At 71.9% G+C, this 26,854-nt stretch carries 27 protein-coding genes and 1 riboswitch; of the genes, 15 read left to right on the top strand and 12 right to left on the bottom strand.

Annotated elements, in window-relative coordinates:
- The first annotated feature begins 2 nt into the window (after positions 1 to 2).
- Together SNR22_RS23180 and SNR22_RS23175 are read left to right on the top strand one after the other, a co-directional pair.
- Positions 3 to 1,211, top strand: coding sequence for a globin domain-containing protein (locus SNR22_RS23180; RefSeq protein WP_320068749.1), 1,209 nt, complete (start codon positions 3 to 5; stop codon positions 1,209 to 1,211).
- Complete coding sequence (locus SNR22_RS23175; protein WP_320068748.1) at positions 1,208 to 1,828, top strand: hypothetical protein; 621 nt, start codon at positions 1,208 to 1,210, stop codon at positions 1,826 to 1,828. Before SNR22_RS23180 ends, SNR22_RS23175 begins: the two co-directional genes overlap by 4 nt.
- A 7-nt stretch (positions 1,829 to 1,835) precedes the next feature.
- Here SNR22_RS23175 and SNR22_RS23170 read toward each other — a convergent pair whose 3' ends face one another.
- On the bottom strand, positions 1,836 to 2,489 hold the full coding sequence (locus SNR22_RS23170; protein WP_320068747.1) for an NAD(P)H-binding protein: 654 nt from the start codon (positions 2,487 to 2,489) through the stop codon (positions 1,836 to 1,838).
- Positions 2,490 to 2,587: 98 nt separating this feature from the next.
- Here SNR22_RS23170 and SNR22_RS23165 point away from each other — a divergent pair, with 98 nt between their 5' ends.
- Together SNR22_RS23165 and gcvP are read left to right on the top strand one after the other, a co-directional pair.
- Positions 2,588 to 3,472, top strand: a complete 885-nt coding sequence (locus SNR22_RS23165) for an NAD-dependent protein deacetylase (RefSeq protein ID WP_320068746.1) — start codon at positions 2,588 to 2,590, stop codon at positions 3,470 to 3,472.
- A gap of 60 nt (positions 3,473 to 3,532) precedes the next feature.
- Positions 3,533 to 3,633, top strand: a riboswitch (glycine riboswitch).
- Between the two features lie 79 nt (positions 3,634 to 3,712).
- Positions 3,713 to 6,535, top strand: a complete 2,823-nt coding sequence (gene gcvP, locus SNR22_RS23160; RefSeq protein ID WP_320068745.1) for an aminomethyl-transferring glycine dehydrogenase — start codon at positions 3,713 to 3,715, stop codon at positions 6,533 to 6,535.
- A gap of 123 nt (positions 6,536 to 6,658) precedes the next feature.
- Here gcvP and SNR22_RS23155 read toward each other — a convergent pair whose 3' ends face one another.
- The gene (locus SNR22_RS23155; protein WP_320068744.1) at positions 6,659 to 6,859 is read right to left on the bottom strand and encodes a DUF5999 family protein; all 201 of its coding nucleotides are present in this window, start codon (positions 6,857 to 6,859) and stop codon (positions 6,659 to 6,661) included.
- 249 nt (positions 6,860 to 7,108) lie between these two features.
- Here SNR22_RS23155 and def point away from each other — a divergent pair, with 249 nt between their 5' ends.
- Entirely contained in the window at positions 7,109 to 7,618 is a 510-nt protein-coding gene (def, locus tag SNR22_RS23150) for a peptide deformylase (RefSeq protein ID WP_320068743.1), read from the top strand.
- Here the strand turns inward: def and SNR22_RS23145 are convergent.
- Both SNR22_RS23145 and SNR22_RS23140 read right to left on the bottom strand, forming a co-directional pair.
- Positions 7,598 to 8,386, bottom strand: coding sequence for a GNAT family N-acetyltransferase (locus SNR22_RS23145; protein ID WP_320068742.1), 789 nt, complete (start codon positions 8,384 to 8,386; stop codon positions 7,598 to 7,600). The two genes, def and SNR22_RS23145, sit on opposite strands and share 21 nt — an antisense overlap.
- Before the next feature lie 18 nt (positions 8,387 to 8,404).
- Positions 8,405 to 8,761, bottom strand: coding sequence for a helix-turn-helix domain-containing protein (locus SNR22_RS23140; RefSeq protein ID WP_320068741.1), 357 nt, complete (start codon positions 8,759 to 8,761; stop codon positions 8,405 to 8,407).
- Positions 8,762 to 8,863: 102 nt separating this feature from the next.
- Here SNR22_RS23140 and SNR22_RS23135 point away from each other — a divergent pair, with 102 nt between their 5' ends.
- Entirely contained in the window at positions 8,864 to 9,472 is a 609-nt protein-coding gene (locus SNR22_RS23135; RefSeq protein ID WP_320068740.1) for a malonic semialdehyde reductase, read from the top strand.
- A 34-nt stretch (positions 9,473 to 9,506) separates the two neighbouring features.
- Here the strand turns inward: SNR22_RS23135 and SNR22_RS23130 are convergent, their stop codons facing one another.
- Positions 9,507 to 10,280: a sulfite exporter TauE/SafE family protein gene (locus SNR22_RS23130; protein ID WP_320068739.1), complete on the bottom strand. Its 774-nt coding sequence runs from the start codon at positions 10,278 to 10,280 to the stop codon at positions 9,507 to 9,509.
- Positions 10,281 to 10,583: 303 nt separating this feature from the next.
- On the opposite strand from SNR22_RS23130, the gene SNR22_RS23125 reads away from it, so the two are divergent.
- A complete protein-coding gene (locus SNR22_RS23125) occupies positions 10,584 to 11,357 on the top strand; it encodes an endonuclease/exonuclease/phosphatase family protein (RefSeq protein ID WP_320068738.1) in 774 nt (257 codons plus the stop codon).
- Positions 11,358 to 11,520: 163 nt separating this feature from the next.
- On the opposite strand, the gene SNR22_RS23120 is transcribed toward SNR22_RS23125, so the two are convergent.
- The gene (locus SNR22_RS23120; protein WP_320068737.1) at positions 11,521 to 12,417 is read right to left on the bottom strand and encodes a bifunctional 5,10-methylenetetrahydrofolate dehydrogenase/5,10-methenyltetrahydrofolate cyclohydrolase; all 897 of its coding nucleotides are present in this window, start codon (positions 12,415 to 12,417) and stop codon (positions 11,521 to 11,523) included.
- Positions 12,418 to 12,536: 119 nt separating this feature from the next.
- Positions 12,537 to 13,553: a tyrosine-type recombinase/integrase gene (locus tag SNR22_RS23115; protein ID WP_320068736.1), complete on the bottom strand. Its 1,017-nt coding sequence runs from the start codon at positions 13,551 to 13,553 to the stop codon at positions 12,537 to 12,539.
- A 711-nt stretch (positions 13,554 to 14,264) separates the two neighbouring features.
- On the opposite strand from SNR22_RS23115, the gene SNR22_RS23110 reads away from it, so the two are divergent.
- Together SNR22_RS23110 and SNR22_RS23105 are read left to right on the top strand one after the other, a co-directional pair.
- Positions 14,265 to 15,665 carry an OFA family MFS transporter gene (locus SNR22_RS23110; RefSeq protein WP_320068735.1) on the top strand — a complete coding sequence of 467 codons (1,401 nt, stop codon included), beginning with the start codon at positions 14,265 to 14,267 and terminating at the stop codon, positions 15,663 to 15,665.
- Positions 15,662 to 15,784 (top strand): MFS transporter small subunit, encoded by a 123-nt coding sequence (locus tag SNR22_RS23105; protein ID WP_320068734.1) that lies wholly within the window; start codon positions 15,662 to 15,664, stop codon positions 15,782 to 15,784. Before SNR22_RS23110 ends, SNR22_RS23105 begins: the two co-directional genes overlap by 4 nt.
- A 329-nt stretch (positions 15,785 to 16,113) precedes the next feature.
- On the opposite strand, the gene SNR22_RS23100 is transcribed toward SNR22_RS23105, so the two are convergent.
- Entirely contained in the window at positions 16,114 to 16,842 is a 729-nt protein-coding gene (locus SNR22_RS23100) for a glucose 1-dehydrogenase (RefSeq protein ID WP_320068733.1), read from the bottom strand.
- 129 nt (positions 16,843 to 16,971) lie between these two features.
- Here SNR22_RS23100 and SNR22_RS23095 point away from each other — a divergent pair, with 129 nt between their 5' ends.
- Positions 16,972 to 17,433: a peroxiredoxin gene (locus SNR22_RS23095; RefSeq protein ID WP_320068732.1), complete on the top strand. Its 462-nt coding sequence runs from the start codon at positions 16,972 to 16,974 to the stop codon at positions 17,431 to 17,433.
- Between the two features lie 67 nt (positions 17,434 to 17,500).
- Positions 17,501 to 18,196, top strand: a complete 696-nt coding sequence (locus SNR22_RS23090) for a hypothetical protein (protein WP_320068731.1) — start codon at positions 17,501 to 17,503, stop codon at positions 18,194 to 18,196.
- A 74-nt stretch (positions 18,197 to 18,270) separates the two neighbouring features.
- Here the strand turns inward: SNR22_RS23090 and eis are convergent, their stop codons facing one another.
- From eis to SNR22_RS23075, 3 genes are all read right to left on the bottom strand, one after another.
- Positions 18,271 to 19,458 carry an enhanced intracellular survival protein Eis gene (gene eis, locus SNR22_RS23085; protein ID WP_320068730.1) on the bottom strand — a complete coding sequence of 396 codons (1,188 nt, stop codon included), beginning with the start codon at positions 19,456 to 19,458 and terminating at the stop codon, positions 18,271 to 18,273.
- A 128-nt stretch (positions 19,459 to 19,586) separates the two neighbouring features.
- The gene (gene cydB, locus SNR22_RS23080) at positions 19,587 to 20,585 is read right to left on the bottom strand and encodes a cytochrome d ubiquinol oxidase subunit II (RefSeq protein ID WP_320068729.1); all 999 of its coding nucleotides are present in this window, start codon (positions 20,583 to 20,585) and stop codon (positions 19,587 to 19,589) included.
- A 15-nt stretch (positions 20,586 to 20,600) separates the two neighbouring features.
- Positions 20,601 to 22,016 (bottom strand): cytochrome ubiquinol oxidase subunit I, encoded by a 1,416-nt coding sequence (locus SNR22_RS23075; RefSeq protein WP_320068728.1) that lies wholly within the window; start codon positions 22,014 to 22,016, stop codon positions 20,601 to 20,603.
- 187 nt (positions 22,017 to 22,203) lie between these two features.
- On the opposite strand from SNR22_RS23075, the gene SNR22_RS23070 reads away from it, so the two are divergent.
- A complete protein-coding gene (locus SNR22_RS23070) occupies positions 22,204 to 22,977 on the top strand; it encodes a lysophospholipid acyltransferase family protein (protein WP_320068727.1) in 774 nt (257 codons plus the stop codon).
- A 7-nt stretch (positions 22,978 to 22,984) separates the two neighbouring features.
- On the opposite strand, the gene SNR22_RS23065 is transcribed toward SNR22_RS23070, so the two are convergent.
- Positions 22,985 to 23,500 carry a nitroreductase/quinone reductase family protein gene (locus SNR22_RS23065; RefSeq protein WP_320068726.1) on the bottom strand — a complete coding sequence of 172 codons (516 nt, stop codon included), beginning with the start codon at positions 23,498 to 23,500 and terminating at the stop codon, positions 22,985 to 22,987.
- 369 nt (positions 23,501 to 23,869) lie between these two features.
- On the opposite strand from SNR22_RS23065, the gene SNR22_RS23060 reads away from it, so the two are divergent.
- From SNR22_RS23060 to SNR22_RS23050, 3 genes are all read left to right on the top strand, one after another.
- Positions 23,870 to 24,637 (top strand): glycerophosphodiester phosphodiesterase, encoded by a 768-nt coding sequence (locus tag SNR22_RS23060; RefSeq protein WP_320068725.1) that lies wholly within the window; start codon positions 23,870 to 23,872, stop codon positions 24,635 to 24,637.
- A 19-nt stretch (positions 24,638 to 24,656) separates the two neighbouring features.
- On the top strand, positions 24,657 to 26,048 hold the full coding sequence (locus SNR22_RS23055; protein ID WP_320068724.1) for an MFS transporter: 1,392 nt from the start codon (positions 24,657 to 24,659) through the stop codon (positions 26,046 to 26,048).
- Between the two features lie 89 nt (positions 26,049 to 26,137).
- Positions 26,138 to 26,842, top strand: coding sequence for a thymidine kinase (locus SNR22_RS23050; protein ID WP_413775688.1), 705 nt, complete (start codon positions 26,138 to 26,140; stop codon positions 26,840 to 26,842).
- Positions 26,843 to 26,854 lie beyond the last annotated feature (12 nt).

Raw genomic sequence — 26,854 nt, 5'->3', positions numbered from 1 at the left:
GCATGGACGTCGCGGCGTTACGGCAGAGTTGGGCGCAGTTCAGCGCGGCGGGTCCGGAGGCGGCGAAGTACTTCTACGCCACCCTGTTCGTGATCGCCCCGGAGGCGCGGTCGATGTTTCCGACGAACATGCGGTACCAGGAGGACAAGCTGCTGGCGGCGTTGGGGCACATCGTGTCCCACGTCGACGACGAGCGGGAGTTGGCGGCGTTCGCGCAGCGGTTGGGCGCCGACCACCGCCGGTTCCGGGGCGCGGATCGGCAGGGCCGGGAGGTGCCGCTGGGGGAGTGGCACTACGTGTGGGTGGGGCAGGCGTTGCTGGCGACGTTGGAGCGGTTCCTCGGGCCGCGGTGGACGCCGCAGTTGCGGGCGCAGTGGGCGGCGGCGTACGAGGTGGTGACCCGGTTGATGCTGACGGGCGCGGCGCGGGCGGAGCGGTCCTCGCCGCCGTACTGGGAGGCGGAGGTCCTGGCGGTGCAGCGGCGCCGCGCGGACGTGTGCGTGTTCACGGTGCGCCCGAACTACCTGTGCGAGTACCGGCCGGGGCAGTCGTTGCCGGTGCAGGTGCCGCACCTTCGCCTGTGGCGGTACCTGTCGCCGGCGAACGCGCCACGTCCGGACGGCACGATCGAGTTCCACGTCCGCGCGGCGGGCCGGTTCTCCACGCACCTGGTTCGTCGGTTGAAGGTGGGTGAGCAGGTGTTGTTGGGTTCTCCGTTGGGGGCGGCGTTGTCGTCGTACGACCGGTCGCCGCAGCTGCCGTTGCTGTTGGTGGCCGGGGGGACCGGGCTGGCGCCCTTGCGGGCGGTGGTGGAGGCGTTGCGGCAGGGCCCGGGGCGGGAGACGACCCTGGTGGTGGGCGGGAACGCCCCGGACGACCTGTACGACGACCGGGCGGTGCGGGAGTTGGCCGCCGGGTGGCCCGCTGGTGGGCGGTTGCGGTACGTGCCGACGGTGGAGGTGGGCTGGCAGTGGTCGGGGGCGGTGGGCACGGCCGCTGACACGGCGGTGCGGTTGGGGCCGTGGCACGACACCGAGGTGTTGGTGTGCGGCAGCCCGCAGATGACCCGGGAGTCGATCGCCGCCCTGGTGGCTTCGGGGGTGCCGGAGGGGCGGATCTTGGCCGAGAGTTACGACCATTCCCTGTATCCGCCTCTCGCGGGCGCGGTGGCCGCCGGGGTGCCGGACTTCACCGGGACGGGTGCGCGATGAGCGTCGACCGGGGCGACGCCCGCCACGATGACACGGTTCGGGCGTTGGGCGCGGTGGAGGCGCGGCGGTTCCGGGGCAGCGAGTGGATGTCGGTGGAGGAGATCGCCGATGTGGCGCGGTCGGCCGACGAGCGGATCGCGTTGCTCGACGGCGAGGTGGGGCGGTTGCGGCGGGAGAACGAGGGCCTGGTGCAGCAGGTGGAGATGTTGCGGCACGGGGCGTTGCCCAGCGTCGCCCCGCCGGGCCCGGACCCGATGGTGGTCGAGTTGGCGGTGCGCGCGCAGGACGAGGCGAACCGGACGATCGGTGAGGCCAGCGAGGAGGGCGCGGAGATCATCGCCGACGCGCGGCGGCAAGCCGAGGAGATCCTCGCCGAGGCGCATCGGCGGGCCGACTCGGTGCCGGCACAGGCGGTGGGGTCGCGGTCGGAGGACCTGCAGCGGCAGGTGCGGGAGTGGGAGGCGCGGCACGAGACGCTGTTGGCGGTGGTGGCCACGGCGCAGCAGCATCTGAGCCAGTGGCAGGGGTACCTGTCGGCGCAGGGGGAACAGTTGCGCGCCGACGCGGCGGCGGCGGGGGCGGCCAGTCAGCAGTTGCGGCGGGCCGTGGGCGGCTGAGGGCCGGTCAGGGGTGGTCGACGGCGGCGACAGCGTCGGCGATCGGGGTGTTGCCGCCGACGAGTTCCAGGACCGCGCCGGCGCTGCCCGGGTGGTAGAGCAGGGCGACGAGGACCCGGGCGACGTCGGTGCGGGTGACGGCCCCGGGGTCGGTGTGCCGGGCCAGGGTGATCCGTCCGGTGGGTGGGTCGTCGGTGAGTCGCCCGGGTCGCAGGATCGTCCAGTCGAGGTCGCGGCCGGTGAGGTCGTCCTCGGCGGCTTTCTTGGCCCGCAGGTAGGCGGCGAACACCTCGTCGGCGGGCGGCGGGGTGTCCACCCCCATGGAGGAGATCAGCAGGTAGCGGCGGGTGCCGGTCCGCTCGGCGGCGTCGGCGAGTAGCGCGGCGGCACCCCGGTCGACGGTGTCCTTGCGGGCGGCGCCACTGCCGGGGCCGGCGCCGGCGGCGAAGACGACCGCGTCGGCGCCGCTGAGGTGGGCGGCGACCTGGTCGACGTCGGCGTGTTCGAGGTCGACCACGGCCGGGTGGGCGCCGGCGGCGCGTAGCGCCGGGGCGTGCTCGGGGTTGCGGATCAACCCGACGGCGGTGTCGCCGCGGCCGGTGAGTTCCCGGTGCAGCAGTTGGGCGATCTTGCCGTGTCCTCCGGCGATGACGACGCGCATACCCGTCACCGTAGCTTCCGCGGCGGGCCGGCACCTGGTTGTCGGCGAGGAGCGTCACGCCGCGGGGCGGTCGCCGGCGTGGTGGCCGCTGAGGCAGCATGGACGCCGTGACCGAGACGTTCGAAGCGCTGGTGGGGCTGCTCGCCGAGGGCGGTGTGGTGGTGCTGAGCGGGGCGGGGCTCTCCACCGACTCGGGGATCCCCGACTACCGGGGGCCCAGCGGGGTGGCCCGCCGGCACACTCCGATGACGTATCAGGCGTTCACCGGGGATCCGCTGGCGCGGCGGCGTTACTGGGCGCGTAGTCACCTGGGGTGGCGCATGATCGCCCGGGCGGCTCCGAACGACGGGCACCGGGCGGTGGCCCGCCTGCAGCGCGGCGGGCTGGTCGATTCGGTGATCACCCAGAACGTCGACGGGTTGCATACCGCGGCCGGGTCGGCGCCGGTGGTGGAGCTGCACGGGCGCCTCGACGAGGTGGTGTGCCTGGGCTGCGGTGACCGCAGCTCCCGCGGGGAGTTGGACGGGCGGTTGCGCGAGGCCAACCTGGGGTTCGACGCGGCGGTCGCGGCGGTCAACCCCGATGGTGATGTCGATCTCGCCGACGGGGAGGTGGCCCGGTTCCGGACCGTGGACTGCCGGTGGTGCCGCACCGGTGTGTTGAAACCGGACGTGGTGTTCTTCGGGGAGACGGTCCCCCGGGAGCGGGTGGCCCGCTGCTTCGACCTGGTCGAGCGGGCCCGGGCGGTGCTGGTGCTGGGGTCGTCGTTGACGGTGATGTCGGGGCGCAGGTTCGTGATCCGGGCGGCGAAACGGGGCATCCCGGTGGGGATCGTCAACCAGGGGGTGACGCGGGGCGACGGGTATGCCGCCGTGCGGGTCGACGGGCCGCTGGGTGCGTTGCTGCCGGCCCTGGCCGACCGGCTGACCGCGGCGCCGGCGCCGGCGGTGGGGGCTGCCGGCGCGGCGCCGGTGCCGGGTTGATCCACGTCCGGGGGACGACATCCGCCGGTGACGGCGGCGCTGGTAGCGTGGATGGTGCCGATCACCCACGGGGGAGAGACCACCCGGTGTGCAGCCGGGCCGGCGCCGAAGGGGCAGCTTCCTCCCCGGAACCTCTCAGGCAGAAGGACCCCGTGGGCAGGCACTGTGGAGCACCCTTCCCGGGGTGTGACTCAGGGGGAGGCCGACCTGTCGACCTCACCCTTTCCGGGAGCGCCACCCATGACCGTAGAGCAGTTCGCCGCCCGTCACATCGGCCCCGACCCGGCCGACGAGCGCCGCATGCTGGAGGCCGTCGGCTACGGCTCGGTCGACGAGCTGATGGACGCCGCGATCCCCGAGGTGATCCGCTGGCACGGCACCCTGGACCTGCCGGAGCCGGCCAGCGAGCACGACGCCCTGGCCGAGCTGCGGGCCCTGGCGGGGCGTAACACCGTCGCCGTGTCCATGATCGGCCTGGGGTACCACGGCACGCACACCCCGGCGGTGATCCGCCGTAACGTGTGGGAGAACCCGGCCTGGTACACCGCGTACACCCCGTATCAGCCGGAGATCAGTCAGGGCCGGTTGGAGGCGCTGCTGAACTTCCAGACGATGGTGACCGACCTGACGGGGTTGGCCACCGCGAACGCCTCCATGCTCGATGAGGGCACCGCCGCGGCGGAGGCGATGACCCTGGCCCGCCGGGCGTCGAAGAGCCGCAGCAACGTGTACGTCGTCGACGCCGACGCGCTGCCGCAGACCATCGCGGTGATCAGCAGCCGGGCGGAGCCGTTGGGCATCGACGTGCGGGTGGTCGACGTCGACGCCGGGCAGTTGCCGGCGGAGTTCTTCGGCCTGCACCTGCAGTACCCGGGGGCGTCCGGGGCGGTGCGGGAACACGCCGCGCTGGTCGCGGCGGCGCACGGGGTCGGGGCGTTGGTGTGCGTGGCGGCGGACCTGTTGGCGTTGACGTTGCTGCGTCCGCCAGGGGAGATCGGCGTGGACGTGGCCGCGGGCACCACCCAACGGTTCGGGGTGCCGATGGGCTTCGGTGGCCCGCACGCCGGGTACCTGGCGGTGCGTTCGGGGTTGGAGCGGATGCTGCCGGGGCGCCTGGTGGGGGTGTCGCGCGACGCCGACGGCAACCCGGCGTACCGGTTGGCGTTGCAGACCCGTGAGCAGCACATCCGGCGGGAGAAGGCGACCAGTAACATCTGCACCGCGCAGGTGCTGCTGGCGGTGATGGCCGGCATGTACGCCGTGTATCACGGCCCGGACGGGTTGCGGGGCATCGCGGCGCGTACCCACGCCATGGCGGCGCGGCTCGCGGCCGGGTTGCGCGCCGGTGGGGTGGCCGTCGCGGACGTCGCGTTCTTCGACACCGTCACCGCGTGTGTGCCGGGGCGGGCGGAGCGGGTGGTCACCGACGCGGCGGGGCGCGGGGTGAACCTGCGGTTCGTCGACGCCGACCGGGTGGGGGTCACCTGCGACGAGACGACCACGGTGGCGCATCTGGCGGCGGTCTGGGCGGCGTTCGGGGTCGACGGCGTCGACGGTGACGTCGACGTGGCGCTGCCGGCGTCGTTGGTGCGCACGTCGGACTTCCTCACCCACCCGGTGTTTCGCAGCCACCACTCGGAGACGGCGATGCTGCGGTACCTGCGGCGGTTGGCGGACTTCGACTACGCCCTGGACCGGGGGATGATCCCGCTGGGGTCGTGCACGATGAAGCTGAACGCGACCACCGAGATGGAGCCGGTGAGCTGGGCGCAGTTCGCGCACCTGCACCCGTTCGCGCCGGCGGACCAGACCGCCGGGTATCGGGAGATGATCGCCCAGGTGGAGGGTTGGCTGGCGGAGGTGACCGGCTACGACGCGGTCAGCGTGCAGCCCAACGCCGGGTCGCAGGGGGAGTTGGCGGGGCTGCTGGCGATCCGCGCGTATCACCGGGGTGGCGGTGAGGGGCACCGGGACGTGTGTCTGATCCCGTCGTCGGCGCACGGCACGAACGCGGCGAGCGCGGTGATGGCGGGGATGCGGGTGGTCGTGGTGGGTTGCGACGGCGACGGCAACATCGACCTGGTCGACCTCGACGCGAAGATCGACAAGCATCGGGGGGCCCTCGCGGCGATCATGGTGACGTACCCGTCGACGCACGGGGTGTACGAGACGGGCATCGCGCAGTTGTGCGCGAAGGTCCACGACGCCGGCGGGCAGGTGTACGTCGACGGGGCGAACCTCAACGCGTTGGTCGGGTTCGCCAAGCCGGGGAAGTTCGGGGCGGATGTGTCGCACCTGAACCTGCACAAGACGTTCTGCATTCCGCACGGCGGGGGTGGGCCGGGGGTGGGTCCGGTGGCCGTGCGGGCGCACCTGGCGCCGTTCCTGCCGGGTGACCCGCTGCGGCGGCCGGAGGTGGGCCGTCCGGTGATCTCCGCGGCGGCGTACGGGTCGGCGGGGATCCTGCCGATCCCGTGGGCGTACCTGCGGATGATGGGCGCGGCGGGACTGACCCGGGCGACCGGGGTGGCGGTGCTGGCGGCGAACTACGTGGCGGCGCGGCTGCGACACCACTTCCCGGTGCTGTACGCCGGCAACAAGGGCCTGGTGGCGCACGAGTGCATCCTGGACCTGCGGCCGTTGACGAAGGCGACCGGGGTGAGCGTGGACGACGTGGCGAAGCGGCTGATCGACTATGGGTTCCACGCGCCGACGATGTCGTTCCCGGTGGCGGGGACCCTGATGGTGGAGCCGACCGAGAGTGAGGACCTGGCCGAGCTGGACCGGTTCTGCGCGGCGATGATCGCGATCCGGGCGGAGATCGACAAGGTGGGTTCCGGTCAGTGGCCGGCGGGGGACAATCCCCTGTCCAACGCCCCGCACACCGCGGCGATGGCGGCCGGTGACCAGTGGTCGCACCCGTATCCGCGGTCGGTGGGGGCGTATCCGGTGGGGGTGGACCGGGCCGGGAAGTACTGGCCGCCGGTGCGGCGGGTCGACGGCGCGTACGGCGACCGGAACCTGGTCTGCTCGTGCCCGTCGCCGGAGGCGTTCGAGGACTGACGTGGCGCGCCGGGGCGGTGGTTCGCGCCGCCCCGGCGGGTGCGTCGACCTGGGAGGGGGTCCCGACCGGGGGGTCAGCCGGTGGTCGACCTGCGTGGATCGGGTTGACGCTGGGTGAACTGCTCAGGCGGCGAGGGCGTGTCGGGCCGGGCCGCGGCGGGGGGCGATGGTGCTGCCGTCGGGGAGCAGCTCGCCGGTGTCCTCGAAGGCGATGACGCCGTTGCAGAGCAGGCTCCAGCCCTGCTCAGGGAAGCAGGCCAGGACCCGGGCGGCTTCCCTGTCGGTCGCTTCGGCGGAGGGGCAGGTGGGTAGGTGCTGGCACATCGGATTCTCCGGACTGTGGGGGCACTGTGTCATGGTTCACATGACCAGTGACGCACAGTACCAAGCGAACGGGAGTCGCATCGAGCAGGCTCACGACATGTCGGGGGGAAATCCACTGAACGGACGAGGCGCAGTGGCCCGGACGGTGTGGAAGCGCTCCCAGTGAGGGGGGGTCCGACGTCCCCGCCCCCAGCCCCCTGCCGCGCACCCCGCGCCGGCAGCGGGCCACGCACCGACTAACCTGCTGCCATGACGATGCGGCCAATCCGGATCATCGGCGACCCCGTGCTGCGCACCACCTGCGAACCGGTGACCAGCTTCGACGCCGACCTGCGCGCCCTGGTCGGCGACCTGATGGACACCCTGCTCGGCGCCCCCGGCCGCGCCGGCGTCGCCGCCCCGCAGATCGGCGTGAGCGCCCAGGTGTTCGTCTACGACGCCGACGGCCACCGCGGCCACCTGATCAACCCGACGCTGGAACTGTCCGACGAACCCCAGGACGACGACGAGGGCTGCCTGTCCATCCCCGGGCTGTACTTTCCCACCCACCGTGCGCTGCACGCCACCGCCCACGGCTTCGACCAGCACGGCGAGCCGCTGACCATCTCCGGCAGCGGATTCCTCGCCCGCGCCCTGCAACACGAGACCGACCACCTCGCCGGGCGCCTCTACGTCGACACCCTCACCGGGGACATTCGACGGCAAGCGCTGCGCCAGATCCGCGCCGGCCGATTCGACTCACCCACCCGGCACCGCTGAACGCGCGGTCAACGCGTACTCGCCGTATTCGGCCACCGCGGTGAACCCCAGCCCCCGATACAGCCGCACCGCCGCCACGTTGTCCGCCCTGACGTTCAACGTCACCTGGTCGACCCGCCCGACCAGTCGGCGGCACAGCGCCGCCACGGCCGCACGGGCCAGCCCCCGACCCCGGTAGCCGACCCGGGTGGTCACATTGCCCAGCGCAGCCACCCGCCACGTCGGGGAATACACGTGCACCCCGGCCACCGCCACCAGCAGCCCGGCGCGGCGCACCCCCACGTACTGGCCGGTGTCGAGCATCCTCGGATCGAACCAGTTACCGGGGTACGCCGCCGCGTACAGCTCGGTCAGCTCCGGCAGGTCGGCCGCCCCCAGCGGCTGCCCCTCACCGACCGCGGCCGCCAGCCGCCCCCGGTCGGTCAACGCCATCTTGACGTGCCGGCCACCGTCGACCACCTCGAACCAGCCATCCAGCACCGGCGCCAGGCCGGGGGACAGGTGCGCGTACAGCCGGGCCGGCAGCACCGGCGCCAACTCGGCCAGCAGCGCCGCCAACTCCCGCCGGCCAGCGGCGTCGGCGAACGCCAGCAACGTCGGCGGCACCACGGCGTGGTACAGCAGCGCCACCTGCTCGCCGCGACGAAACCACGACGTGTACGGCCAGAAGAAGTCGTCCAGGTCACCCAACTGGTACGCGTGCAGCGCCGGATCGCGGCCCAACAGCCGCCCCAACAGCACCCGGTCGTGTTCGGCGCGCAACGGCATCCGCCGATGATCACACGCTCAGCCGGAGGAGCATCTCTCGGCAGGCAGGTTCTCGTCCGCCCACCGGGCCAGGGCGTCCAACGCCGGCAACACCGCCGCGCCCCGCTCCGTCAGCTCGTAGCTCACCCCCAACGGGGGGCCCTCCCGCACCGTGCGGCAGACCAACCCCACCCGGCCCAGCTCGCCGAGGCGGTCCGACAACACCGACTCGCTGATCCCCGGCAACGCGCGGGCCAACTCGGCGAACCCCGCAGGCCCGTGCGCCAGGGTCCCCAGCAGCACCCCGTTCCACCGCTTTCCCAGGAATGCGAACGCCTGCGTCAGGCCCCCGTCGCACGACCGTGGGGTCTGGCCGTTGGGGGAGCGCAGCGTCATGAAACCCAGGATACGGGCGCCCCCACCGCGAATCAACTTCGAAATAACTAGCTGCTACCGTCGAAGAAGTCATCCAGTCCTGGAGTGAAGGAAACACCACTTATGACCGACACCGTCACGCCCGACCTGATCGCCCTCCACCCCACCGCCCAGGCCCAACTGTTCACCGACGCCCGCACCGCCAACACCTTCACCGACGAACCCGTCACCGACGCCCAACTGCGCGCCATCTTCGACCTCGCCAAGTACCCACCCACCGCCGCAAACACCCAACCCCTGCGGGTGCTCTACATCCGCCCCGGCGAAACCCGCGAACGCCTCCTCACCCACATGGCCGACGGCAACCGCGCCAAGACCGCCACCGCCCCCGTCGTGGCCGTCCTCGCCGCCGACACCCACTTCCACGAATTCACCCACCGCACCTTCCCCATCCGACCCGAGATGCGCGACGACTTCGCCGCCGACCCCGCCCGCGAAACCATGGCCCGCTTCAACGCCGCCCTCCAGATCGGCTACTGGCTCCTCGCCGTCCGCGCCGCAGGCCTCGCCGCCGGACCCATGGCCGGCTTCGACACCGACGGCGTCGACCGCGAGTTCTTCACCGACACCACCTGGCGCTCCCTGCTCGTGGTCAACCTCGGCAAGCCCGGCCCCGACGCCTTCCCTCGACTGCCCCGACTCGACTACGACGACGTCGTCCGCCACGCCTGACCCCCCGCCCTGACCCCCCGAGGCCCTCGGGGGGTCAGGAGGACAACCACTGGTCGTAGCCCAACTTCGCCACCAAAGCCAGCACCACCACCAACAACACCACCCGCACGAAGCCCGACCCCCGCCGCAACGCCATCCGCGCACCCACCACCGCCCCCAGCACGTTGCACACCGCCATCGCCGCGCCCAACAACCACCACACATGCCCCGTCGCCGCGAACACCACCAACGCCCCCAGGTTCGTGCCCGCGTTCACCACCTTCGCCATCGCCGACCCCTGCACGAAATCCGCACCCACCAACACCGTGAACGCCACCACCAGGAACGTCCCCGTACCCGGACCGATCAACCCGTCGTACGCCGCGACACCCAACCCCGCCACCGCCACCACCGCCACCACCCGCCCCCGAGTGCGCCGCTGCGGCTGCGCCACCACCCCCAACCGAGGCCGCGCCACCACGAACACCGCCACCGCCACCAACACCCCCAACACCACCGGCCGGTACGCCGACGCCGGCACCAGCCCCGCCAACGCCGCACCCACCCCCGCCGTCACCACCGCCAACGCAGCCGACGGCCCCGCCACCGCCCAATCGACCTTCGTCCGCCGCGCATACGTCACCGCCGCCGTCGATGTCCCCGCGATCGCCGCCAGCTTGTTCGTCCCCAACGCCGTCGCCACCGGCAACCCCGGCGCCACCACCAACAACGCCGGCAGCAACAACAACCCACCACCACCCACCACCGCGTCGACCCAACCAGCCATGGCGGCCGCGGCGAGCAGCGTGGTCAGCGACAAGAAATCCACGGGCGGTAATTCTGCCCACCCGACCGCAGGCCGGCCCACCTACCGAGAACCCCTGTGTCCCGCCTCACCCACCGCTGCATCCCGTCCGGCTCGCGTTCCTCGCGTTCCTCGCGTTCCTCGCGTTCCTCGAAGACGAAACCAGCGCGCTCGGCCAAACGGATCACCCCCCGGGCCCACCCTTACCGCCCCCGCCGACGCCGCAACCACAACCCCGCCCACCCCACCACCACAAACACGACCATCGAACACACCAACACCCTCAACATCCGGCAACCCTCCCACGACCCACGTAAGGTGCAAAGAGTGCGCCTGGCCACCTTCAACCTGCTCCACGGCCGATCCCTCACCGATGGGCTCGTCGACCCAGACCGGCTCACCACCGCCGTCACCGCCCTCGACGCCGACGTCCTCGCCCTACAGGAAGTCGACCGCGACCAGACCCGCAGCGGGAACCTCGACCTCACCGCCATCGCCGCCCGCGCCCTCCACGCACCCGAACACCGCTTCGCCGCCGCCATCGTCGGCACCCCCGGCGAACAGTTCCGCCCCCTACGCCACGACGACGACGGACACGGCGAACCCTGCTACGGCATCGGCCTGATCAGCCGCCACCCCGTCCGCACCTGGCAGATCACCCGCCTCGAACCCGCACCCCTCCGCTCACCCGCCTACATCCCCGGCCGGGGCCTCACCCTCCTGCGCGACGAACCCCGCGTCGTCCTCGCCGCCGTCCTCGACACCCCCCACGGCGACATCACCGTCGCCGCCACCCACCTGTCCTTCGTCCCCGGCTGGAACGCACACCAACTCCGCCACACCATCCGCGCCCTCCGCGCCCTACCCGCCCCCCGCATCCTCCTCGGCGACCTCAACCTCCCCGCCGGCCTCAGCAGGCTCGTCTCGGGCTGGACCCCACTCGGCCGCCGCCCCACCTACCCCGCAGCCCACCCCCGCGTCCAACTCGACCACATCCTCGCCGACCGCGACCACCGCCACCGCCTCCCACCGGTCACCGCCGTCACCACCCCCGCCACCACCATCTCCGACCACCGCCCCCTCGTGGTCGACCTCGGCTGAAACCGCACGAACACCGGGACAGCCCCCTCAGGCCGCGGCACGACCGGCCACCGGCCGCCGCCGCACCACAACGGTCAGCGAACTCGGAGGGAAAAGAACATTCGGGTGGTACAGGCACCACCACCCCGCCACCCGATCACACCGCAGGCCCCCGGTGACTACGTCAACCCCGCGCCGCCGCCCCCCGCGCCGCCGCCACCGCATTGCGGAACAACATCGCCACCGTCGTCGGCCCCACCCCACCGACCCGCGGCGTGATCGCCCCCGCCACCCGCGCACACGACTCATCCACATCCGGCAACAACCGCCGACCCTCATACCGCACCCCACCACCCACCACCACCGCACCCACCCGCACATGCTCCGGCCGCACGATCCCCGGCACCCCCGCCGCCGCCACCAGGATCTCCGCCCGCCGCGTGTACCGCGGCCAGTCCGCCACCCCCGTGTGCACCACCGTCACCGCCGCGTTCGCCGTCGGCCGCTTCTGCGCCAACAACATCGCCAACGGCCGCCCCAACGTCGCACCCCGCCCCAACACCACCACCTCACGACCCGCCACCGGCACCCCATGGAACGCCAACAACGCCTCGATCCCCGCCGGCGTACACGGCAACGGCCCCGGCAACCCCAACGCCAACCGCCCCATGTTCACCGGATGCATACCGTCGACGTCCTTGTCCGGATCAAGCACCTGCAACGCCCGGTCATAGTCCAGATGCCCCGGAACCGGATGCTGCACCAACACCCCGTGCACCCCACCATCGGCATTGAAGTCCTCGATCACCCGATGCAGATCGGCCTGCGACGCCGACGCCGACAGATGCACATGCGGCGACGCGAAACCCAACTCCGCGGCCTGCCGCTGCTTGATTCGGATGTAACCGGCGCTCGCGTCGTCGTCACCCACCAACACCGTCGCCAACGACGGCGTCACCCCCGCCGCCCGCAACCGGATGACCTCCGCCGCCACCTCACCCAACACCTGCCGCGCCACCGGAGCACCCGGCAACAACCGCGCCGCACCCGCAGAAACCGAAGAAGAAGAGGAAGAAGACATGACACCACCTCGTCCGCGGGAGCCCAGGCGGACGACCCCCGCGACGAGCTCCCCGATGGTCAAACCCATCCCCGGTGCCGCCAGTCGCGTACCCACCCTGCCACACCCACACCCACCGGTCACCCCACCGACCGCGCCACACCCTCCACCGACACCAAACCCACCAACGCCCGGTTGGTCCGGTTCGACCGCACCGCCGCCCGCTGCTGACCCGCCGTCACCTCGATGTACGTCTGCGACGACGCCAACGACGCATGCCCCAACAACCGCATGATCTCCGCCGCGCTCGCCCCGTCCTCCGCCAACCGCGTCGCGAACGTGTGGCGCAACGCGTGCAACTGCGCCCCACGCGGCACCCGGTCGACCACCCCCGCCCGCCGATAACAGGACTCCACCAGGTACTGCAACCCACCCCGCCGCAGCGGCTCACCCCGCCGGTCCATCAGCAACGGCGAATCCGGCCGCACCGACCGCGACCCGAACCGCCGCACCCGGCTGTCCACGTACGCCACCAGCACCCGGTCCAGCTCCGGCTCGATCGGCACCACCCGCGGCCGGCCCCCCTTGCCCGTCACGTCGACCCGACGCTCACCCGGCCGCCCCACCAGCGAAGCGACCCGCAACGCCAGCAGCTCCGACAGGCGCAGCCCCGCGCACAGCGCCAACGCCAACACCGCCACGTCCCGCTCCGGCCACGGGTCCCGCTGCCGACCGTCCTCCCGCGACACCGCCGCCAGCAACCGCTCCGGGGTGTCCTCGCCGAGTAACGGCTTGGGCTGGGGGAGCGGAGCGCGCGGCCGGTCCACCGCCGGCATCGGGTTACCCGCCACCACCCCCTCGGCGACCAGGAACGAGAAGAAGCTGTTCCACGTCGACCAGGCCCGGTGCACCGACGCCACGGCGCGGGGAGCGGCGAACCGGGCGAACGCCGCCCGCATGACCCTGGGGGAGAGGGCGGTCACCGCCAGGGCCTCCGTCGGCAGGGGAGGGGCGGCACCCTCGGCGGCCAGGGCCGCCACCGTGCGCAGGTCCCGGCGGTAGGCCTCCAGCGTGTGCGGGGACGGCTTGCGAGTGGCGCGGGCGGTCAGGAACTCCTCGATCAGCCCTATTGCCGATTCGTCCTGCTTGTCATGCATAAGGGATATTATGCATGATTTTCGGGTTGTCGGCGAGTCCTGCGAAGGGGGAGCGGAGTCGGTCCCGTCCGTTGGGGGCGGCCGGGGCTCGGCGATGGAGCGCCACTGGGATGGACCTGCCGAAGGCGGGTGGCGGGACGACCGGCGTCCCCGGAGAGGCATCTGGCGTCAGCGCCGCCGAGCGGGCCGGTGGAAGGCCGCCGGACCTGCTCGGCCGGCTTCAGGTGGTCAGTCGACCGGAAGCGCTCGTCGCCGCGCCGTCCGTACGGGCCGAGACCGCCCGGGGGCGCCCGTGGCGTCGGTGTCGGGCGTTCCGGCCGTCGGGTGCGGCACGGGCGCCGCCGAGGGCGAACCGCTTCCGGAGGAGGCCCCGGAAAGTTCTACTTTACATAATGTGGATTATCGAATCGGATACTGGAGCTGCTTCGGACGCCGGGACTGCCGTCCGAACGCGTCACCCCTCGAAGGGCACTGTCCAGTTCGTCGAAGAGTCCGCTGGGTCTGCGTGCGGCCGACGACCACAGGCGGCGGCATCCGCCGTACGAGCAGCCGCGCCGCCAGGTAGTGCGTGTTCGATCGCCGTCGCCGACGCGCCTGTCGCCGCCGTGCGTCGACTCACCCGCCTTGTGCCCCGTACACGGCTGGTCCGAGGGCGTGCGGAACAAAACGTGAGGCGGAGAGTTCTTCGCCAACTTTCGGGAAGAAGGCAACATGCTCTCCGCACTCGATCGTCGATTCACCGTCGCGCCACCGGGGTACAGCCGTTGGCTGATTCCGCCGGCGGCGTTGGCGATCCATCTCTGCATCGGGCAGGTCTACGCGACCAGCGTGTACAAAAACTCCCTGATCGCCCACTTCGACGCGAGCCAGACGGCGATCGGGGTGATCTTCAGCATCGCGATCGTGATGCTGGGGTTGTCGGCGGCCGTCGCCGGCACGTGGGTGGAACGCAACGGGCCGCGTAAGGCGATGTTCGTCTCGGCGTGCTTCTGGGCGATGGGGTTCCTGGTGGGTGCGGTGGGGATCGCGGCGGGTCAGTTGTGGCTGTTGTACCTGGGGTACGGGGTGCTGGGCGGGATCGGGTTGGGAATCGGCTACATCTCCCCCGTGTCGACGTTGATCAAGTGGTTTCCGGACCGGCCGGGACTGGCGACCGGGTTGGCGATCATGGGGTTCGGGGGTGGCGCGATGGTGGCCTCTCCCCTGTCCCGGCAGCTGCTGTCGCTCTTCGACCCTGGTTACAACCCGGGGAACGCGGGCTCGACGGCGTCGGGGTCGGCGCTGGTGTGGCTGTTCGTGACGCTGGGGATCGGCTACTTCGTGATCATGATGTTCGGGGTGGCGAACGTGCGGGTGCCGGCGGCGGACTGGCGGCCGGCGGGGTTCGACCCGGCGCGGGCGACGGCGAAGCCGATGGTGACCACGGCGAGCGTGTCGGCGGCGAACGCGGTGCGTACGCGGCAGTTCTGGCTGTTGTGGGTGGTGCTGTTCTGCAACGTGACCGCCGGGATCGGCATCCTGGAGCAGGCCAGCCCGATGATCCAGGACTTCTTCCGCGAGGGGGGCGTGTCGGCGGTGTCGGTGGCCGCGGCGGGTGGTTTCGTGGGGCTGCTGTCGCTGTTCAACATGGGCGGCCGGTTCGTGTGGTCGTCGGCGTCGGACCTGATCGGCCGCAAGCCGGTGTACATGGTGTACCTGGGCGTGGGGATGGTGTTGTACCTGCTGCTGGCGTTGTTCGGGCAGGTGGCGACGGCGCTGTTCGTGTTGTTGGCGTGCGTGATCCTGTCGTTCTACGGGGGTGGGTTCGCCACGATGCCGGCGTACCTGCGGGACCTGTTCGGCACGTTCCAGGTGGGAGCGATTCACGGCCGGTTGTTGACGGCGTGGTCGGCGGCGGGGGTCGCCGGGCCGTTGATCGTCAACGGGTTCCTGGACGCGAAGGGTGAGCCGGGGACGCTGACGGCGGCGGGATACCGGCCGGCGTTGTTGACGATGGTCGTGGTGCTGGCGGTGGGGTTCGTGGCGAACTTGCTGGTGCGGCCGGTGCCGGAGCGGTTCCACGAGCCGGCGTCCGTCGCCCCGGAAGGGGTGGAAGGAGGGATGGCGCGATGAGGAAGGGTCCGTCCGGGCAGGTGGGTCGGTTGTGGATCTCGTGGTTGGTGGTGGCTGCGCTGCTGGGGTACGGGGTGGTGCAGACGGTGCTGACGGCGGCGAAGTTGTTCACGGGCTGACGGAGCGGCCCAGGGTCCGAGCGGCTGGCGGCCCGCGTTGACCGCAGCGGGCACCATGATGAGCAGATGGCCCGGGGCTAGAAGGCGGCGGTCGAGCAGTTGGCTGTGCCGATCGGCGGACACGGTAAGCCGGCGGACGTCGGCGAGTGGGTGGCGTTCGTGCTGTCGCCGGCCGCCGACTTCCTCTGCGGCTCGGTGGTTTTTTGGACGGTGGGGCCGACGCCTACTTCCGTACCGACAACTGGCCTGCCTCGACGGGCCCGGTCGGGGTGCTGCGCTACCTGCTGCGCGCCAAGCGGTGGCGGGCCCGCCGCTGAAAGGGTGCCTGGTCAGAGGCCGCCGGAGACGCGGAGGACGGTGCCGGTGGTGTAGCTGGCGTCGGGGCTGAGTAGCCAGGTGATGGCGGCGGCGATCTCGTCGGGTTCGCCGGCGCGGCCGAGGGGGATGCGGCCGGCGGCGGTGTCGGGGCGGTCGGGTTCGCCGGAGTGGGCGTGCAGGTCGGTGCGGATGATGCCGGGAGCGACGGCGTTGACGCGGATGCCGTGGGGGGCGAGTTCCTTGGCCAGGCCGATGGTGAGGGTGTCGGTGGCGGCTTTGACGGCGGCGTAGTGGATGTACTCCCCTGGGCTGCCGAGGGTGGCCGCGGCGGAGGAGACGTTGACGATGGCCCCGCCGTGGGTGAGGCGGCGGGCGGCCTGTTGGGCGCAGAGGACGTATCCGATGAGGTTGACGTCGACGACGTGGCGCAGGTCGTCGGGGTGCAGGTCGGTGAACGGGCCGATGGGGCTGGTGACGCCGGCGTTGTTGACCAGCCCGGTGAGGGGGCCGAGGTCGGCTGCGGCGTCGAAGAGGCGGGTGATGGCGTCGGGGTCGCGGGTGTCGGCGGCGACGGCGACGGCGTGGCGGCCGGTGGCGCGGATGTCGGCGGCGACGGCGTTGGCGGCGTCGTGGTCGTGGCGGTAGCCGATGGCGATGTGGTGGCCGTCGTGGGCGAGGCGGCGGGCGGTGGCGGCGCCGATGCCTCGGCTTGCGCCGGTGATGATGGTGACCGGGTTCAATGGGTTACTCCTTCCCCGTGGTGGTGGTGAGGTTACCGGTGGGGGCGGGCGGTGGTGGGCAGCGCGGTGGCACCGGTGATCGCTTACGCTGCCGGCGTCGGGACGCGGGCTGTGTGGAGGGTGGTCGAGGTGGCAGATGTGCGGGTCGGTGACGTGGTGGAGGATTTCGAGTTGCCCGACGAGTCGGGGGTGCCGCGGCGGTTGTCGGAGTTTCTGGTGTCGGGGCCGGTGGTGTTGTTCTTCTATCCGGCGGCGATGACGCGGGGGTGTACGGCGGAGAGCTGTCACTTCCGGGATCTGGCGGCGGAGTTCGCGGCGGTGGGGGCTTCGCGGGTGGGGATCAGTCGGGATTCGGTGGAGAAGCAGGCGGAGTTCTCCCGGTTGCACGGGTTCGACTATCCGTTGTTGTCGGACTCCGAGGGTGTGGTGGCGCGGCAGTTAGGGGTGTTGCGGCGGCTGCCGTTGGGGCCGTTGAGCACGCGGCGGATGACGTTTGTGATCGGTGCCGACCGGCGGGTGGTGGAGGTGGTGCACAGCGAGTTGGGGATGAACGAGCACGCGGACCGGGCGTTGCGGGCGTTGGGGGGTTGATCTTCCGGGTGTCGGAGCGTGCTGGTATCAAGGCAGGAATCAGACAGGTGTACGGAAGAGGGTTGTGATGGGCGCGGGCCAGGGTTTGTCCAGTGATGAGGTGCAGAACATCCGGGAGGCATTGGCTGCCGGACGTAAGCCGAGGGTGGTGTTCACCTCGTCGGCGGGGCAGGTCGCCGGTCAGGTGGGTCAGGTGGTGGAGTTGACTGATCCGTCGGTGTCCGACGAGTTCGTGGTGGTGCGGTTCGGTCGTGACGAGTTGCCGTTCTCCCCCGCCGATGTGGCGGTGGCGCCGCGGGGTGCGGGTCGGAAGGTGGCGGAGGTGAAGCCGGAGCCGGAGTCGGAGTCGGAGCCGCCGGTGGTGGCGCCGGAGCCGGAGTTCGTGCTGGACACGCCGCGGGTGCCAGCGGCGCGGCGGGAGGAGCCGAGGGTGGAGCAGCAGGTGGAGTCGAAGCCGGTGCGGCGGCCGGTGAAGGCGGTGAAGGCGAAGGGGCCGGCGGGGTTGACGGTGACGTTGGCGTACGCCGATGGTGAGTGGACGGTGGCGGCGCAGCAGGGCGCGAAGTCGTTGGCGAAGCCGTATGTGGTGAAGCCGGCGGAGGCGTTGCGGATGGTGGCGTTGGTGGATGTTCCGGGGGTGCAGGAGGCGGTGGAGCAGATCATGGGTGCGGAGCGGGCGGAGGCGGAGCAGCAGGCGGGGAGGTTGCGGGCGGAGTTGGCGGAGATTGAGGCGCGGTTGGCGGAGTTGCGGGAGGCTGGCTGATCCGTCGGCAGGTGTGCCTGTCCCCCACCGCGCCCCCGTCGCAACAGCGGCGGGGGCGCGGTGGTGTGTGGGGGTCAGAAGTAGTCGTGCAGGTGGGCGGGGCCGGCGGCGGCGAGCAGGTCGAGGGGGCGGGGGTCAGCGGTGGCGTCGGTGTGTAGCAGGCCGGCGTGCTGGAGGGTTTCGGCGTTGCTGGCGCCGGTGTAGAGCTGGGCGAAGCCGCGGACGGTCAGGTGTAGGGGTGTGTCGGTGGTGGTGCGGTGCAGTTCGGCGGTGCCGTCGGCGATGTCGAGGCGCCAGGTGCCGGTGTTCCAGTCGGCGAGGTCGTCGTGGAGGGTGAAGGTGGTGGTGCCGTGGGTGTGGGTGGGCCAGCCGCGTTGGGTGATGGCGCGGGTGATGTCGACGGGTCGGTGCATCCAGGTGTCGCGGTGGTGTTCCCGGGCGATTTCGATGGGTAGGTGGGCGGTGATGGGGTCGCCGTCGAGCAGGCTCAGGCGCAGGGTGGGGGTGACGCTGGCCCAGGTGGCGAGGAGGCCGACGAGGGTGCGGGCGGCGTCGGTGGTGGTGGCGTGGATGTTGTCGACGGTGAGGACGGCGTCGGGGCCGTAGCCGCGGCCGCGGTTCCAGGTGGCGTAGCCGACGAGGTGGCCGTCTTGTTCGACGAGGGTGAGGCCGTCGGTGGGCAGGGCGTCGGTGGGGTGGTCGTAGAGGGGGCCGCGGCGGGTGAGGAGGCCGCGGCGGTGGCGGGCGACGTGTTCGTAGAGGTCGGTGACGGCGGGTAGGTCGGCGGGGCCGCCGTCGCGGACGGTCAGGTGGGGTGGGGGTCGGTGGGGTGGTAGGGCTGCGGTGGGTATGTCGAGGGTGCGTAGGGCGCCGGCGACGTCCCAGCCGCAGGCGCGGTAGGCGGCGGTGGTGGTGGGGAAGAGTGCGCTGACGGCGGCGCCGCGGTCGTGGGCGCCGCGGAGGAGGCCGGTGAGTAGGGCGCGGGCGACGCCGCGGCGGCGGGCTGCGGGGGCGACGGCGACGCCGCCGACGTCGGCGGCGGTGACGGGGCGGCCGTTCCACCATTGGTCGTGGTGCAGGTCGACGGCTTTGCCGAGGAGTTGTCCGGTGGTGTCGAAGGCGCCGTAGCGGGTCAGGCCGGGCTGGTCGGTGGTGGCGTGCGGTGGGGGTTGGGGGTCGGATCCGAAGGCGTGGCGGCCGAGTGTCCAGGCTGCGGTGAGGTCGTCGGGAGTGAGTTCCCGGACGTCGACGGCGGGGTGCATCGGGCGACCATAGCGGTGGGTGGGCTGCTGGTGGCCGGTTTTCGGCCCGGGGTGTCTGCCGATGCCGGTGGGGGCCGGCGCGCGAAATCCGCGCCGGCCCCCGTTTCCGGGTGTTGTGTGTTGTGGTGTCAGTGCTCGGGGATGTGGGCGACGCCGATGCGCTTGCGGAACACCCAGTAGGTCCAGCCCTGGTAGGCCAGGACGATGGGGGTGAAGATGACCGCCACCCAGGTCATGATCTTGAGGGTGTAGGGGGTGGAGGCGGCGTTGGTGGCGGTCAGGGTGCCGGCCGGGTCGCCGGTGGAGGGCAGCACGTTCGGGAACAGTGCGGCGAAGAGGGTGGCCACGGCGAGGGCGATGGCCACGGCGGTGCCGGTGAACGCCCAGCCCTCTCGGTGGGCGCGGGCGGCGGCGAGGCCGGCGAGCAGGGCGAGGGCGGCGCCGACGGCGAGGACGACGGCGGCGGTGCTGGAGCGGATGGTGAGGGTCCAGGAGAGGAACGCCACGGCGAGGACGGCGGTGCCGATGCCGAGGCGTACGGCGAGGGTGCGGGCGCGGTGGCGGATGTCGCCGACGGTCTTGAGGGCGATGAACACGGCGCCGTGGGTGAGGAACAGGGCGGCGGTGGTGGCGCCGCCGAGCAGGGCGTAGGGGTTGAGCAGGTTGAGTAGGCCGCCGACGTATTCGTGGTCGACGTCCAGTGGTACGCCGCGCAGGATGTTGGCGAAGGCGACGCCCCAGAGGATGGCGGGGATGAGGGAGCCGAAGAAGATGGCGGCGTCCCAGCGGCGTTTCCAGGTGGGTTCGGGGCGCTTGTGGCGGTATTCGAAGGCGACGCCGCGGATGATCAGGGCCAGCAGGATCAGCAGCAGCGGCAGGTAGAAGCCGGAGAAGAGGGTGGCGTACCACTCGGGGAAGGCGGCGAACATGGCGCCGCCGGCGGTGATGAGCCAGACCTCGTTGCCGTCCCAGACGGGGCCGATGGTGTTGATCAGGACGCGGCGTTCCTTGTCGTTGCGGCCGAGTACGGGCAGCAGCATGCCGACGCCGAAGTCGAAGCCCTCGAGGATGAAGTACCCGGTGAACAGGACCGCGACGAGCAGGAACCAGATGGTGGTGAGTTCCACGGTTGTCTCCGGTGATCAGTAGGCGAACGCGAGCGGGCGCTCGGCGTCGTCGTGGGTGTCGTCGATGTCGGGGTTGTCGGTGAGGTCGGGTACGCCGGCCTTGGCGTAGCGCAGCAGCAGTTTGACCTCGATCACCGCGAGGACGGCGTAGATGAGGGTGAAGGCGGCGAACGAGGTGAGTACTTCGGTCATGGAGACGCTGCGGGACACGCCGTCGCGGGTGAGCATCTCGCCGAAGACGATCCACGGCTGGCGGCCCATCTCGGTGAAGATCCAGCCGAAGGAGTTCGCCGCGAGGGGCAGCAGCGGCATGACCAGCCCGGCGCGCAGCAGCCACTTGCTGGTGGGGGTGCGGCCCTTGCGTTGGCTCCAGAGCACCAGCAGGGCGATTGCGGCGGCGGCCAGCCCGAAGGCGATCATGAAGCGGAAGCTCCAGTAGGTCACCGGGATGATCGGGGTGTAGCTGCCGGCGCCGTACTGGGCGGTGTACTGGGCCTGGAGGTCGTCGATGCCCTGCACGGTGCCGTTCGGGTCGCCGGTGCCCAGCCAGGACAGCAGGTACGGGATTTTGAGGGCGAACACCTCGCGGCTGCCGTCGAGGCTGCCGACGGTGAGTACGGAGAACGAGGCGGGCGACTCGGTGGTGTAGAGGCCCTCGGCGGCGGCCATCTTCATCGGCTGCACCTGGGTCATGATCTTGCCCTGGATGTCGCCGGTGATGACGACGGCGGCGGCGGAGACGAGGGTTACCCAGGAGCCGAACTTCGCGGCGAAGCGGTAGGCGGGGGTGTCGGCGGAGTCGCGGTTGCGCACCAGGTGCCACACGGCGACGGCGACCAGCAGCGAGCCGGCGACCAGGAACGCGCCGGCGATGGTGTGCGGGAAGGTGATCATGGCGACCTTGTTGGTCAGCACGGCCACGAAGTCGGTGAGTTCGGCCCGGCCGCTTTCGGGGTTGATCCGGTAGCCGACCGGGTTCTGCATGAACGAGTTCGCGGCGAGGATGAAGTACGCGCTGAGGTTGCTGCCGATAGCGGCGGCCCAGATGGCGGCCAGGTGCAGCCGCTTGGGCAGCCGGTCCCAACCGAAGATCCACAGGCCGATGAAGGTCGATTCCAGGAAGAACGCGACCAGTGCCTCGATGGCCAGGGGGGCGCCGAAGATGTCGCCGACGAAGCGGGAGTAGTCGCTCCAGTTCATGCCGAACTGGAACTCCTGCACGATGCCGGTCACCACGCCCATGGCGAAGTTGATCAGGAAGAGCTTGCCGTAGAACTTGGTGAGCTTCAGGTATTTCTCGTTGCCGGTGCGGTGCCACAGGGTCTGGAGGATCGCCACCAGCACCGACAGGCCGATGGTCAGCGGTACGAAGAGAAAGTGGTAGACGGTGGTGACACCGAACTGCCAGCGGGCGACGTCCAACGCGTCCACCAGTTACCCCCAGGATTTTTGCATACTACGAGACGTAGTAGATACTACTGCTCGTCGTAGACGATGCGGCAGGGGCGGTAGTCCCGAAGAGGCCCGGGACCAATGACCCTGATCACCACCGCCGTACGGCCCGCTCCCGCTCCCCCGTGCCGCGTGACCGGGTCCGCGCGTGCGACCATGCGCGCTGATGGACACCACCTGCCCGGCCTGGCGGCCACCGCTGATCTGGCGCGCCGCGCTGCTGCTCGCCCACGTCGTCGTCGCCCTCGTGGCCCGCCTGCGGGTCAGCGGCGACGTGCCCGAGGCGCTGCGCCGCGGCCCGCTGATCCTGGCCGCCAACCACATCAGCCCCTTCGACCCCGTGGTGCTCGCCGCCGCGTGCCGGGCCCGCGGGGTGGCTCCCCGGATCATGGCCACCGCCGGGCTGTTCCGCGCCCCGCTGCTCGGCTCGGCTATGCGCCACGCGGGGCACATCCGCGTGGACCGGGGCACCGCCGCCGTGCACCGGGCCCTCGATGACGCCGCCACCGCCGTGGCCGACGGGTCGGTCGTCCTGGTGTACCCGGAGGGCCGCATCGGTCTGGACCCCGGCATGTGGCCCGAACGCGGCAAGACCGGCGCCGCCCGGCTCGCCCTCACCAGCGGGGCCACCGTGGTCCCCGTCGCCCAGTGGGGCTCCCACGAGGTGCTGCCCTACCAGGCCCCGAAGGGGATGCTGCGCGCCGTCGCGCGGGCGGTGCGCCGCCGCCCGGTGCTGAGGGTGCACTTCGGCGCGCCCGTCGACCTCAGCGGCGTCGACCCGGCCGCCCCGGGTTCGGCCCGCCTGGCCACCGACGCGATCATCGACGCGGTCACCGACGCCCTCGTCCCGCTGCGCCCCGACGAACCCGACCGGCCCCGGCACGTCGACCCGGGCCGCCCGAGCGACATCAGCCGCGCGCACCGCCGCCGACTGCCCTGACGGGCGCCTACGGCGGTTCCGACATGGCTCCCCCTCGCCGACCCGATGGCGGGCCCGTCAGGGCGGGGGTCGGTGTGACACAGGGCCCGGGCGCCGCAGGACGCGCCGCCGAAGACGGGAACGCCCGACACCCGGTCGCCCGGCCGGGGACCCCCCCGGGCGGCCCCGGCCGCGGGCGGGGGGCGGCGCCCCCCGGGCGGGCGTGGGCGGGGGGGCGGTGGGGGGCGGCCCGCCCGCCGGCCGGCCCCCGCCAGGTCGACGTCGCGTCCTCGACGGAGCACCGCGGGTCGGCCCGCAGGTTGCGCAACCACTGCGGGTCCCGCGGTGCTCCCCCGGCGGAGGCGATGACCAGGACCCGGCCCCGCTCGTCGGTCAGGTGGCCCAGCGGGGTGGTGTGCGGGACGCCGGTGCGCGCCCCGGTGGTGGTCAGCAGGAGCAGCCGGGCCCCCTCGAACCACCCCCCGACCCGCCCGCCGTGGGCGCGGAACTCCTTGATGACCTGCTGGTTGAAATCGTCGGGCATCCGGTTGTCCTTTTCTGAGCTGCGTGAACGTCCCCGTGCGGGTGGGAACGTGACCGGGGCGCGTGTCGTCGCCTCGGCGACGACCACCGCGCGGGAACGCACCACCGCGCGGTGGTGCGGGTGGGAGAAGCAGGCAGGTGGGCCACTCGGCAGGCACGGCGGGGCGCGTGGACGCCCGGCGCTCATGCCCCGGCCGGGTGCCCTGCTCGCTCGTGGCCCATGGCCGACCCGGCAGTCACGACGTCCAACCTAGCGCCGCCTCGGACCGCGGGCAACGCCCCGCCCCGGAACCGGGAAACCGCGGCGCGGGCGTACCGCGACCGGTCACCCGGCGGACAGGGAAAGCCGCGGCCGGGCATACTGCCCCACGTGCAGGCTCGCTCCGGTTACCTCGACGCCCCCGCGCCGCTGGCGTTCGCCCACCGGGGCGGCGCGGCCGAGGGCGACGAGAACACCGTCGCCGCGTTCACCCGGGCCATCGACCTGGGTTACCGGTACGTCGAGACCGACGTGCACGCCACCGCGGACGGGGTGGCCGTGGTCTTCCACGACCCCACCCTTCGCCGGCTCACCGGCGCGCCGGGGCGCATCGCCGACCTGCGCTGGGCCGACCTGGCCTCGGTGCGCGTCGGCGGCGCCGCCGTGGTGCCCCGCCTCGACGACGTCCTCGCCGGCTGGCCGCAGGTGCGCTTCAACGTCGACGTCAAGGCCGACGACGGCGTCGAGGCGACCGTCGCGGCTGTCGACCGCGCCGACGCCGGCGGCCGGGTACTGCTCGCCTCGTTCAGCGACGCCCGGCTGGCCCGGCTGCGGGCGGCCACCGGCGGGCAGGTCGCCACCGGCCTCGGCATGCGCGGTGTGGCCCGGTTGCGGCTGGCGTCCCTGCACGGGCGGCCGGTGCGGCTGCACCCGTCGGTGGTGGCCGCGCAGGTGCCACCGACCTACGGGCGCATCCCGGTGGTGGACCGTCGGCTGATCGCCTACGCCCACCGGCTCGGGTTGCACGTGCACGTCTGGACGATCGACGAACCTGCCCAGATGCACGAGTTACTTGATCTTGGTGTGGATGGCATCATGACCGATCACGTCGGCGTGCTGCGCGACGTTTACCGCAGCCGCGGCCACTGGGCCGCCTGACAACCCGGCGGAGGAACCCATGGCCGAGACGGTCACCCCGGTGGTGGACACCCCACCACCGGCGGCCACCGCCCGCGAACGGCGCGGCTGGTACCTCTACGACTGGGCCAACTCGGCCTTCCAGACCACCGTCATCACCGTCTTCCTCGGCCCGTTCCTGACCACCGTCGCCGAACTGGCCGCTGGCTGTGAACTCGGGGCGGACAGCTGCGACGGGTACGTCCACCCGCTGGGCATCCGCGTCGCCGCCGGCTCCTACTACCCGTACCTGATCTCCCTGTCGGTGTTGCTCACGGTGTTCGTGCTGCCGGTGATCGGGGCGGTCGCCGACCGTTCGACACACAAGAAGCGGCTGCTCGGCGCGGCAGCGTTCACCGGCGCCGGGGCGACCGTCGCGATGGCCTTCGTCACCGGCGATCGGTACCTGCTCGGCGGGGCGCTGTTCATCGTCGCCAACATCTCCTTCGGCGCCGCCGTGGTGGTCTACAACTCGTTCCTGCCGCTGCTCGGCGGCCCCGACGAACGCGACGGCATCTCCAGCCGCGGCTGGGCCATCGGTTACCTCGGCGGCGGGGTGCTGCTGGCGCTGAACCTGATCGCGGTGACCATGTTCAGCGAGGAGGGCAACCCGCAGCGCACCCTGGACCTGGCCCGCTGGTCGATCGTGTCGGCCGGGGTGTGGTGGGCGGTGTTCACCCTGGTGCCGCTGCGCTGGCTGCGCGAACGCCCCACCGCCGAGGCGCTGCGCGGCGGCGGCGGCAACGTGCTCACCGGCGGATTCCGGCAGCTCGGCCGCACCGTGCGGGAGGTCAGGGCGTACCCGCTGACCCTGTTGTTCCTGCTGGCGTTCCTGGTCTACAACGACGGCATCCAGACCGTGATCACCCTGGCCAGCCAGTACGGCACCGAGGAGCTGAAGCTGGGCCAGAGCACCCTGATCACCACGATCCTGCTGGTGCAGTTCCTCGCCTTCGGCGGCGCGCTCGCCCTCGGGGCTCTCGCCCGCCGGATCGGGGCGTGGAAGACCGTGCTGCTCAGCCTCGTACTGTGGATCGGGGTCATCATCGCGGCGTTCCGGCTGCCCGCCGAGGCCCCACTACAGTTCATGCTCCTCGGCGGGGCCATCGGCCTGGTCCTCGGCGGGAGCCAGGCGTTGAGCCGGTCGCTGTTCAGCCAGCTCATCCCCGCCGGCAAGGAGGGCGAGTACTACGGCTTCTACGAGATCAGCGACAAGGGCACCAGTTGGCTCGGCCCCCTGGCGTTCGGCCTGGTGTTCCAGCTCACCGCCTCCTACCGGGTGGGCCTGGTCTCCCTGCTGATCTTCTTCGTGGTCGGTTTCGCGCTGCTGGCCCTCGTGCCGATCCGCCGGGCCATCATCGCCGCCGGCAACACCCCACCGAGGGTGCTGTAGCCGCCGCCAGCACCGGGTCGCCGCCGCAGGCGGCGGCGACCCACGCACCGCCCCGATAGGTGGGCGCCGATGGACTAGGCTGCCCCGACGTGACCCACGACGCCGCCCCGATCTGTCTGGCCCGGCCCCTTCCGGGCCTGGAGCACCCGCCCACCGGCTGCGCCGCCGCCCGGGGCGTCAACGGCCGGCCGCTGCACGCCGCCGCGCTGAAGTTCTTCTGGGGACCGATGGACTGCGGCAAATCCACGATGGCGTTGCAGATGAACTACAACCACGCCCGGCAGGGCCGCCGCGGCCTGGTCACCACCCGCATCGACCGGTCGCTGGGCCCGCAGGTCACCACCCGCATCGGCCTGGCCCACTCCGCGATCGAAGTCGACGGCCTGGACCTGCGCGACCTGGTCCGCGACGCGTGGGCCGAGGGGGTACGCGTGGACTACCTCATCTGCGACGAGGCGTCGTTCTACGATCTCGAACACATCGAACAGATGGCCGAGCTGGTCGACAACTACGACGTCGACGTGTACGCCTTCGGCCTGGCCACCGACTTCCGGTCCTGCCTGTTCCCCGCCGCCCGGCGGCTGTTCGAACTGGCCGACTCGGTGGCCCGCATCCAGGTCGAGGTGCTCTGCTGGTGCGGCCGGGAGGGGCTGCTCAACGCCCGCGTCGTTGACGGCCGGGTCGTCCGCGAGGGCGAACAGGTCGTCATCGGCGACACCATGGACAGCGCCGAGGTCCGCTACCAGGTGCTGTGCCGACGGCACTACCGCGCCGGGGACCTCGGCGACCGGTAGGCGCCCCGCCCG

This window comes from Micromonospora sp. RTGN7 (genome assembly GCF_033804645.1).
Taxonomy (GTDB): Bacteria; Actinomycetota; Actinomycetes; order Mycobacteriales; family Micromonosporaceae; genus Micromonospora.
Note: the sequence above shows the minus strand (reverse complement) of the source record. Positions and strands in the feature narration are given on the sequence as shown.

Excerpts from the sequence above, each read along its gene's own strand:
- def (WP_320068743.1), top strand. The coding sequence starts at position 7,109 with ATGACGATGCGGCCAATCCGGATCATCGGCGACCCCGTGCTGCGCACC.
- SNR22_RS23110 (WP_320068735.1), top strand. The coding sequence starts at position 14,265 with ATGCTCTCCGCACTCGATCGTCGATTCACCGTCGCGCCACCGGGGTAC.
- SNR22_RS23065 (WP_320068726.1), bottom strand. The coding sequence starts at position 23,500 with ATGCCCGACGATTTCAACCAGCAGGTCATCAAGGAGTTCCGCGCCCAC.
- SNR22_RS23140 (WP_320068741.1), bottom strand. The coding sequence starts at position 8,761 with ATGACGCTGCGCTCCCCCAACGGCCAGACCCCACGGTCGTGCGACGGG.
- SNR22_RS23145 (WP_320068742.1), bottom strand. The coding sequence starts at position 8,386 with ATGCCGTTGCGCGCCGAACACGACCGGGTGCTGTTGGGGCGGCTGTTG.
- SNR22_RS23135 (WP_320068740.1), top strand. The coding sequence starts at position 8,864 with ATGACCGACACCGTCACGCCCGACCTGATCGCCCTCCACCCCACCGCC.
- SNR22_RS23070 (WP_320068727.1), top strand. The coding sequence starts at position 22,204 with ATGGACACCACCTGCCCGGCCTGGCGGCCACCGCTGATCTGGCGCGCC.
- SNR22_RS23120 (WP_320068737.1), bottom strand. The coding sequence starts at position 12,417 with ATGTCTTCTTCCTCTTCTTCTTCGGTTTCTGCGGGTGCGGCGCGGTTG.
- SNR22_RS23180 (WP_320068749.1), top strand. The coding sequence starts at position 3 with ATGGACGTCGCGGCGTTACGGCAGAGTTGGGCGCAGTTCAGCGCGGCG.
- SNR22_RS23055 (WP_320068724.1), top strand. The coding sequence starts at position 24,657 with ATGGCCGAGACGGTCACCCCGGTGGTGGACACCCCACCACCGGCGGCC.
- SNR22_RS23165 (WP_320068746.1), top strand. The coding sequence starts at position 2,588 with ATGGACGCCGTGACCGAGACGTTCGAAGCGCTGGTGGGGCTGCTCGCC.
- SNR22_RS23155 (WP_320068744.1), bottom strand. The coding sequence starts at position 6,859 with ATGTGCCAGCACCTACCCACCTGCCCCTCCGCCGAAGCGACCGACAGG.
- gcvP (WP_320068745.1), top strand. The coding sequence starts at position 3,713 with ATGACCGTAGAGCAGTTCGCCGCCCGTCACATCGGCCCCGACCCGGCC.
- SNR22_RS23115 (WP_320068736.1), bottom strand. The coding sequence starts at position 13,553 with ATGCATGACAAGCAGGACGAATCGGCAATAGGGCTGATCGAGGAGTTC.
- SNR22_RS23170 (WP_320068747.1), bottom strand. The coding sequence starts at position 2,489 with ATGCGCGTCGTCATCGCCGGAGGACACGGCAAGATCGCCCAACTGCTG.
- SNR22_RS23175 (WP_320068748.1), top strand. The coding sequence starts at position 1,208 with ATGAGCGTCGACCGGGGCGACGCCCGCCACGATGACACGGTTCGGGCG.
- SNR22_RS23105 (WP_320068734.1), top strand. The coding sequence starts at position 15,662 with ATGAGGAAGGGTCCGTCCGGGCAGGTGGGTCGGTTGTGGATCTCGTGG.
- SNR22_RS23090 (WP_320068731.1), top strand. The coding sequence starts at position 17,501 with ATGGGCGCGGGCCAGGGTTTGTCCAGTGATGAGGTGCAGAACATCCGG.
- eis (WP_320068730.1), bottom strand. The coding sequence starts at position 19,458 with ATGCACCCCGCCGTCGACGTCCGGGAACTCACTCCCGACGACCTCACC.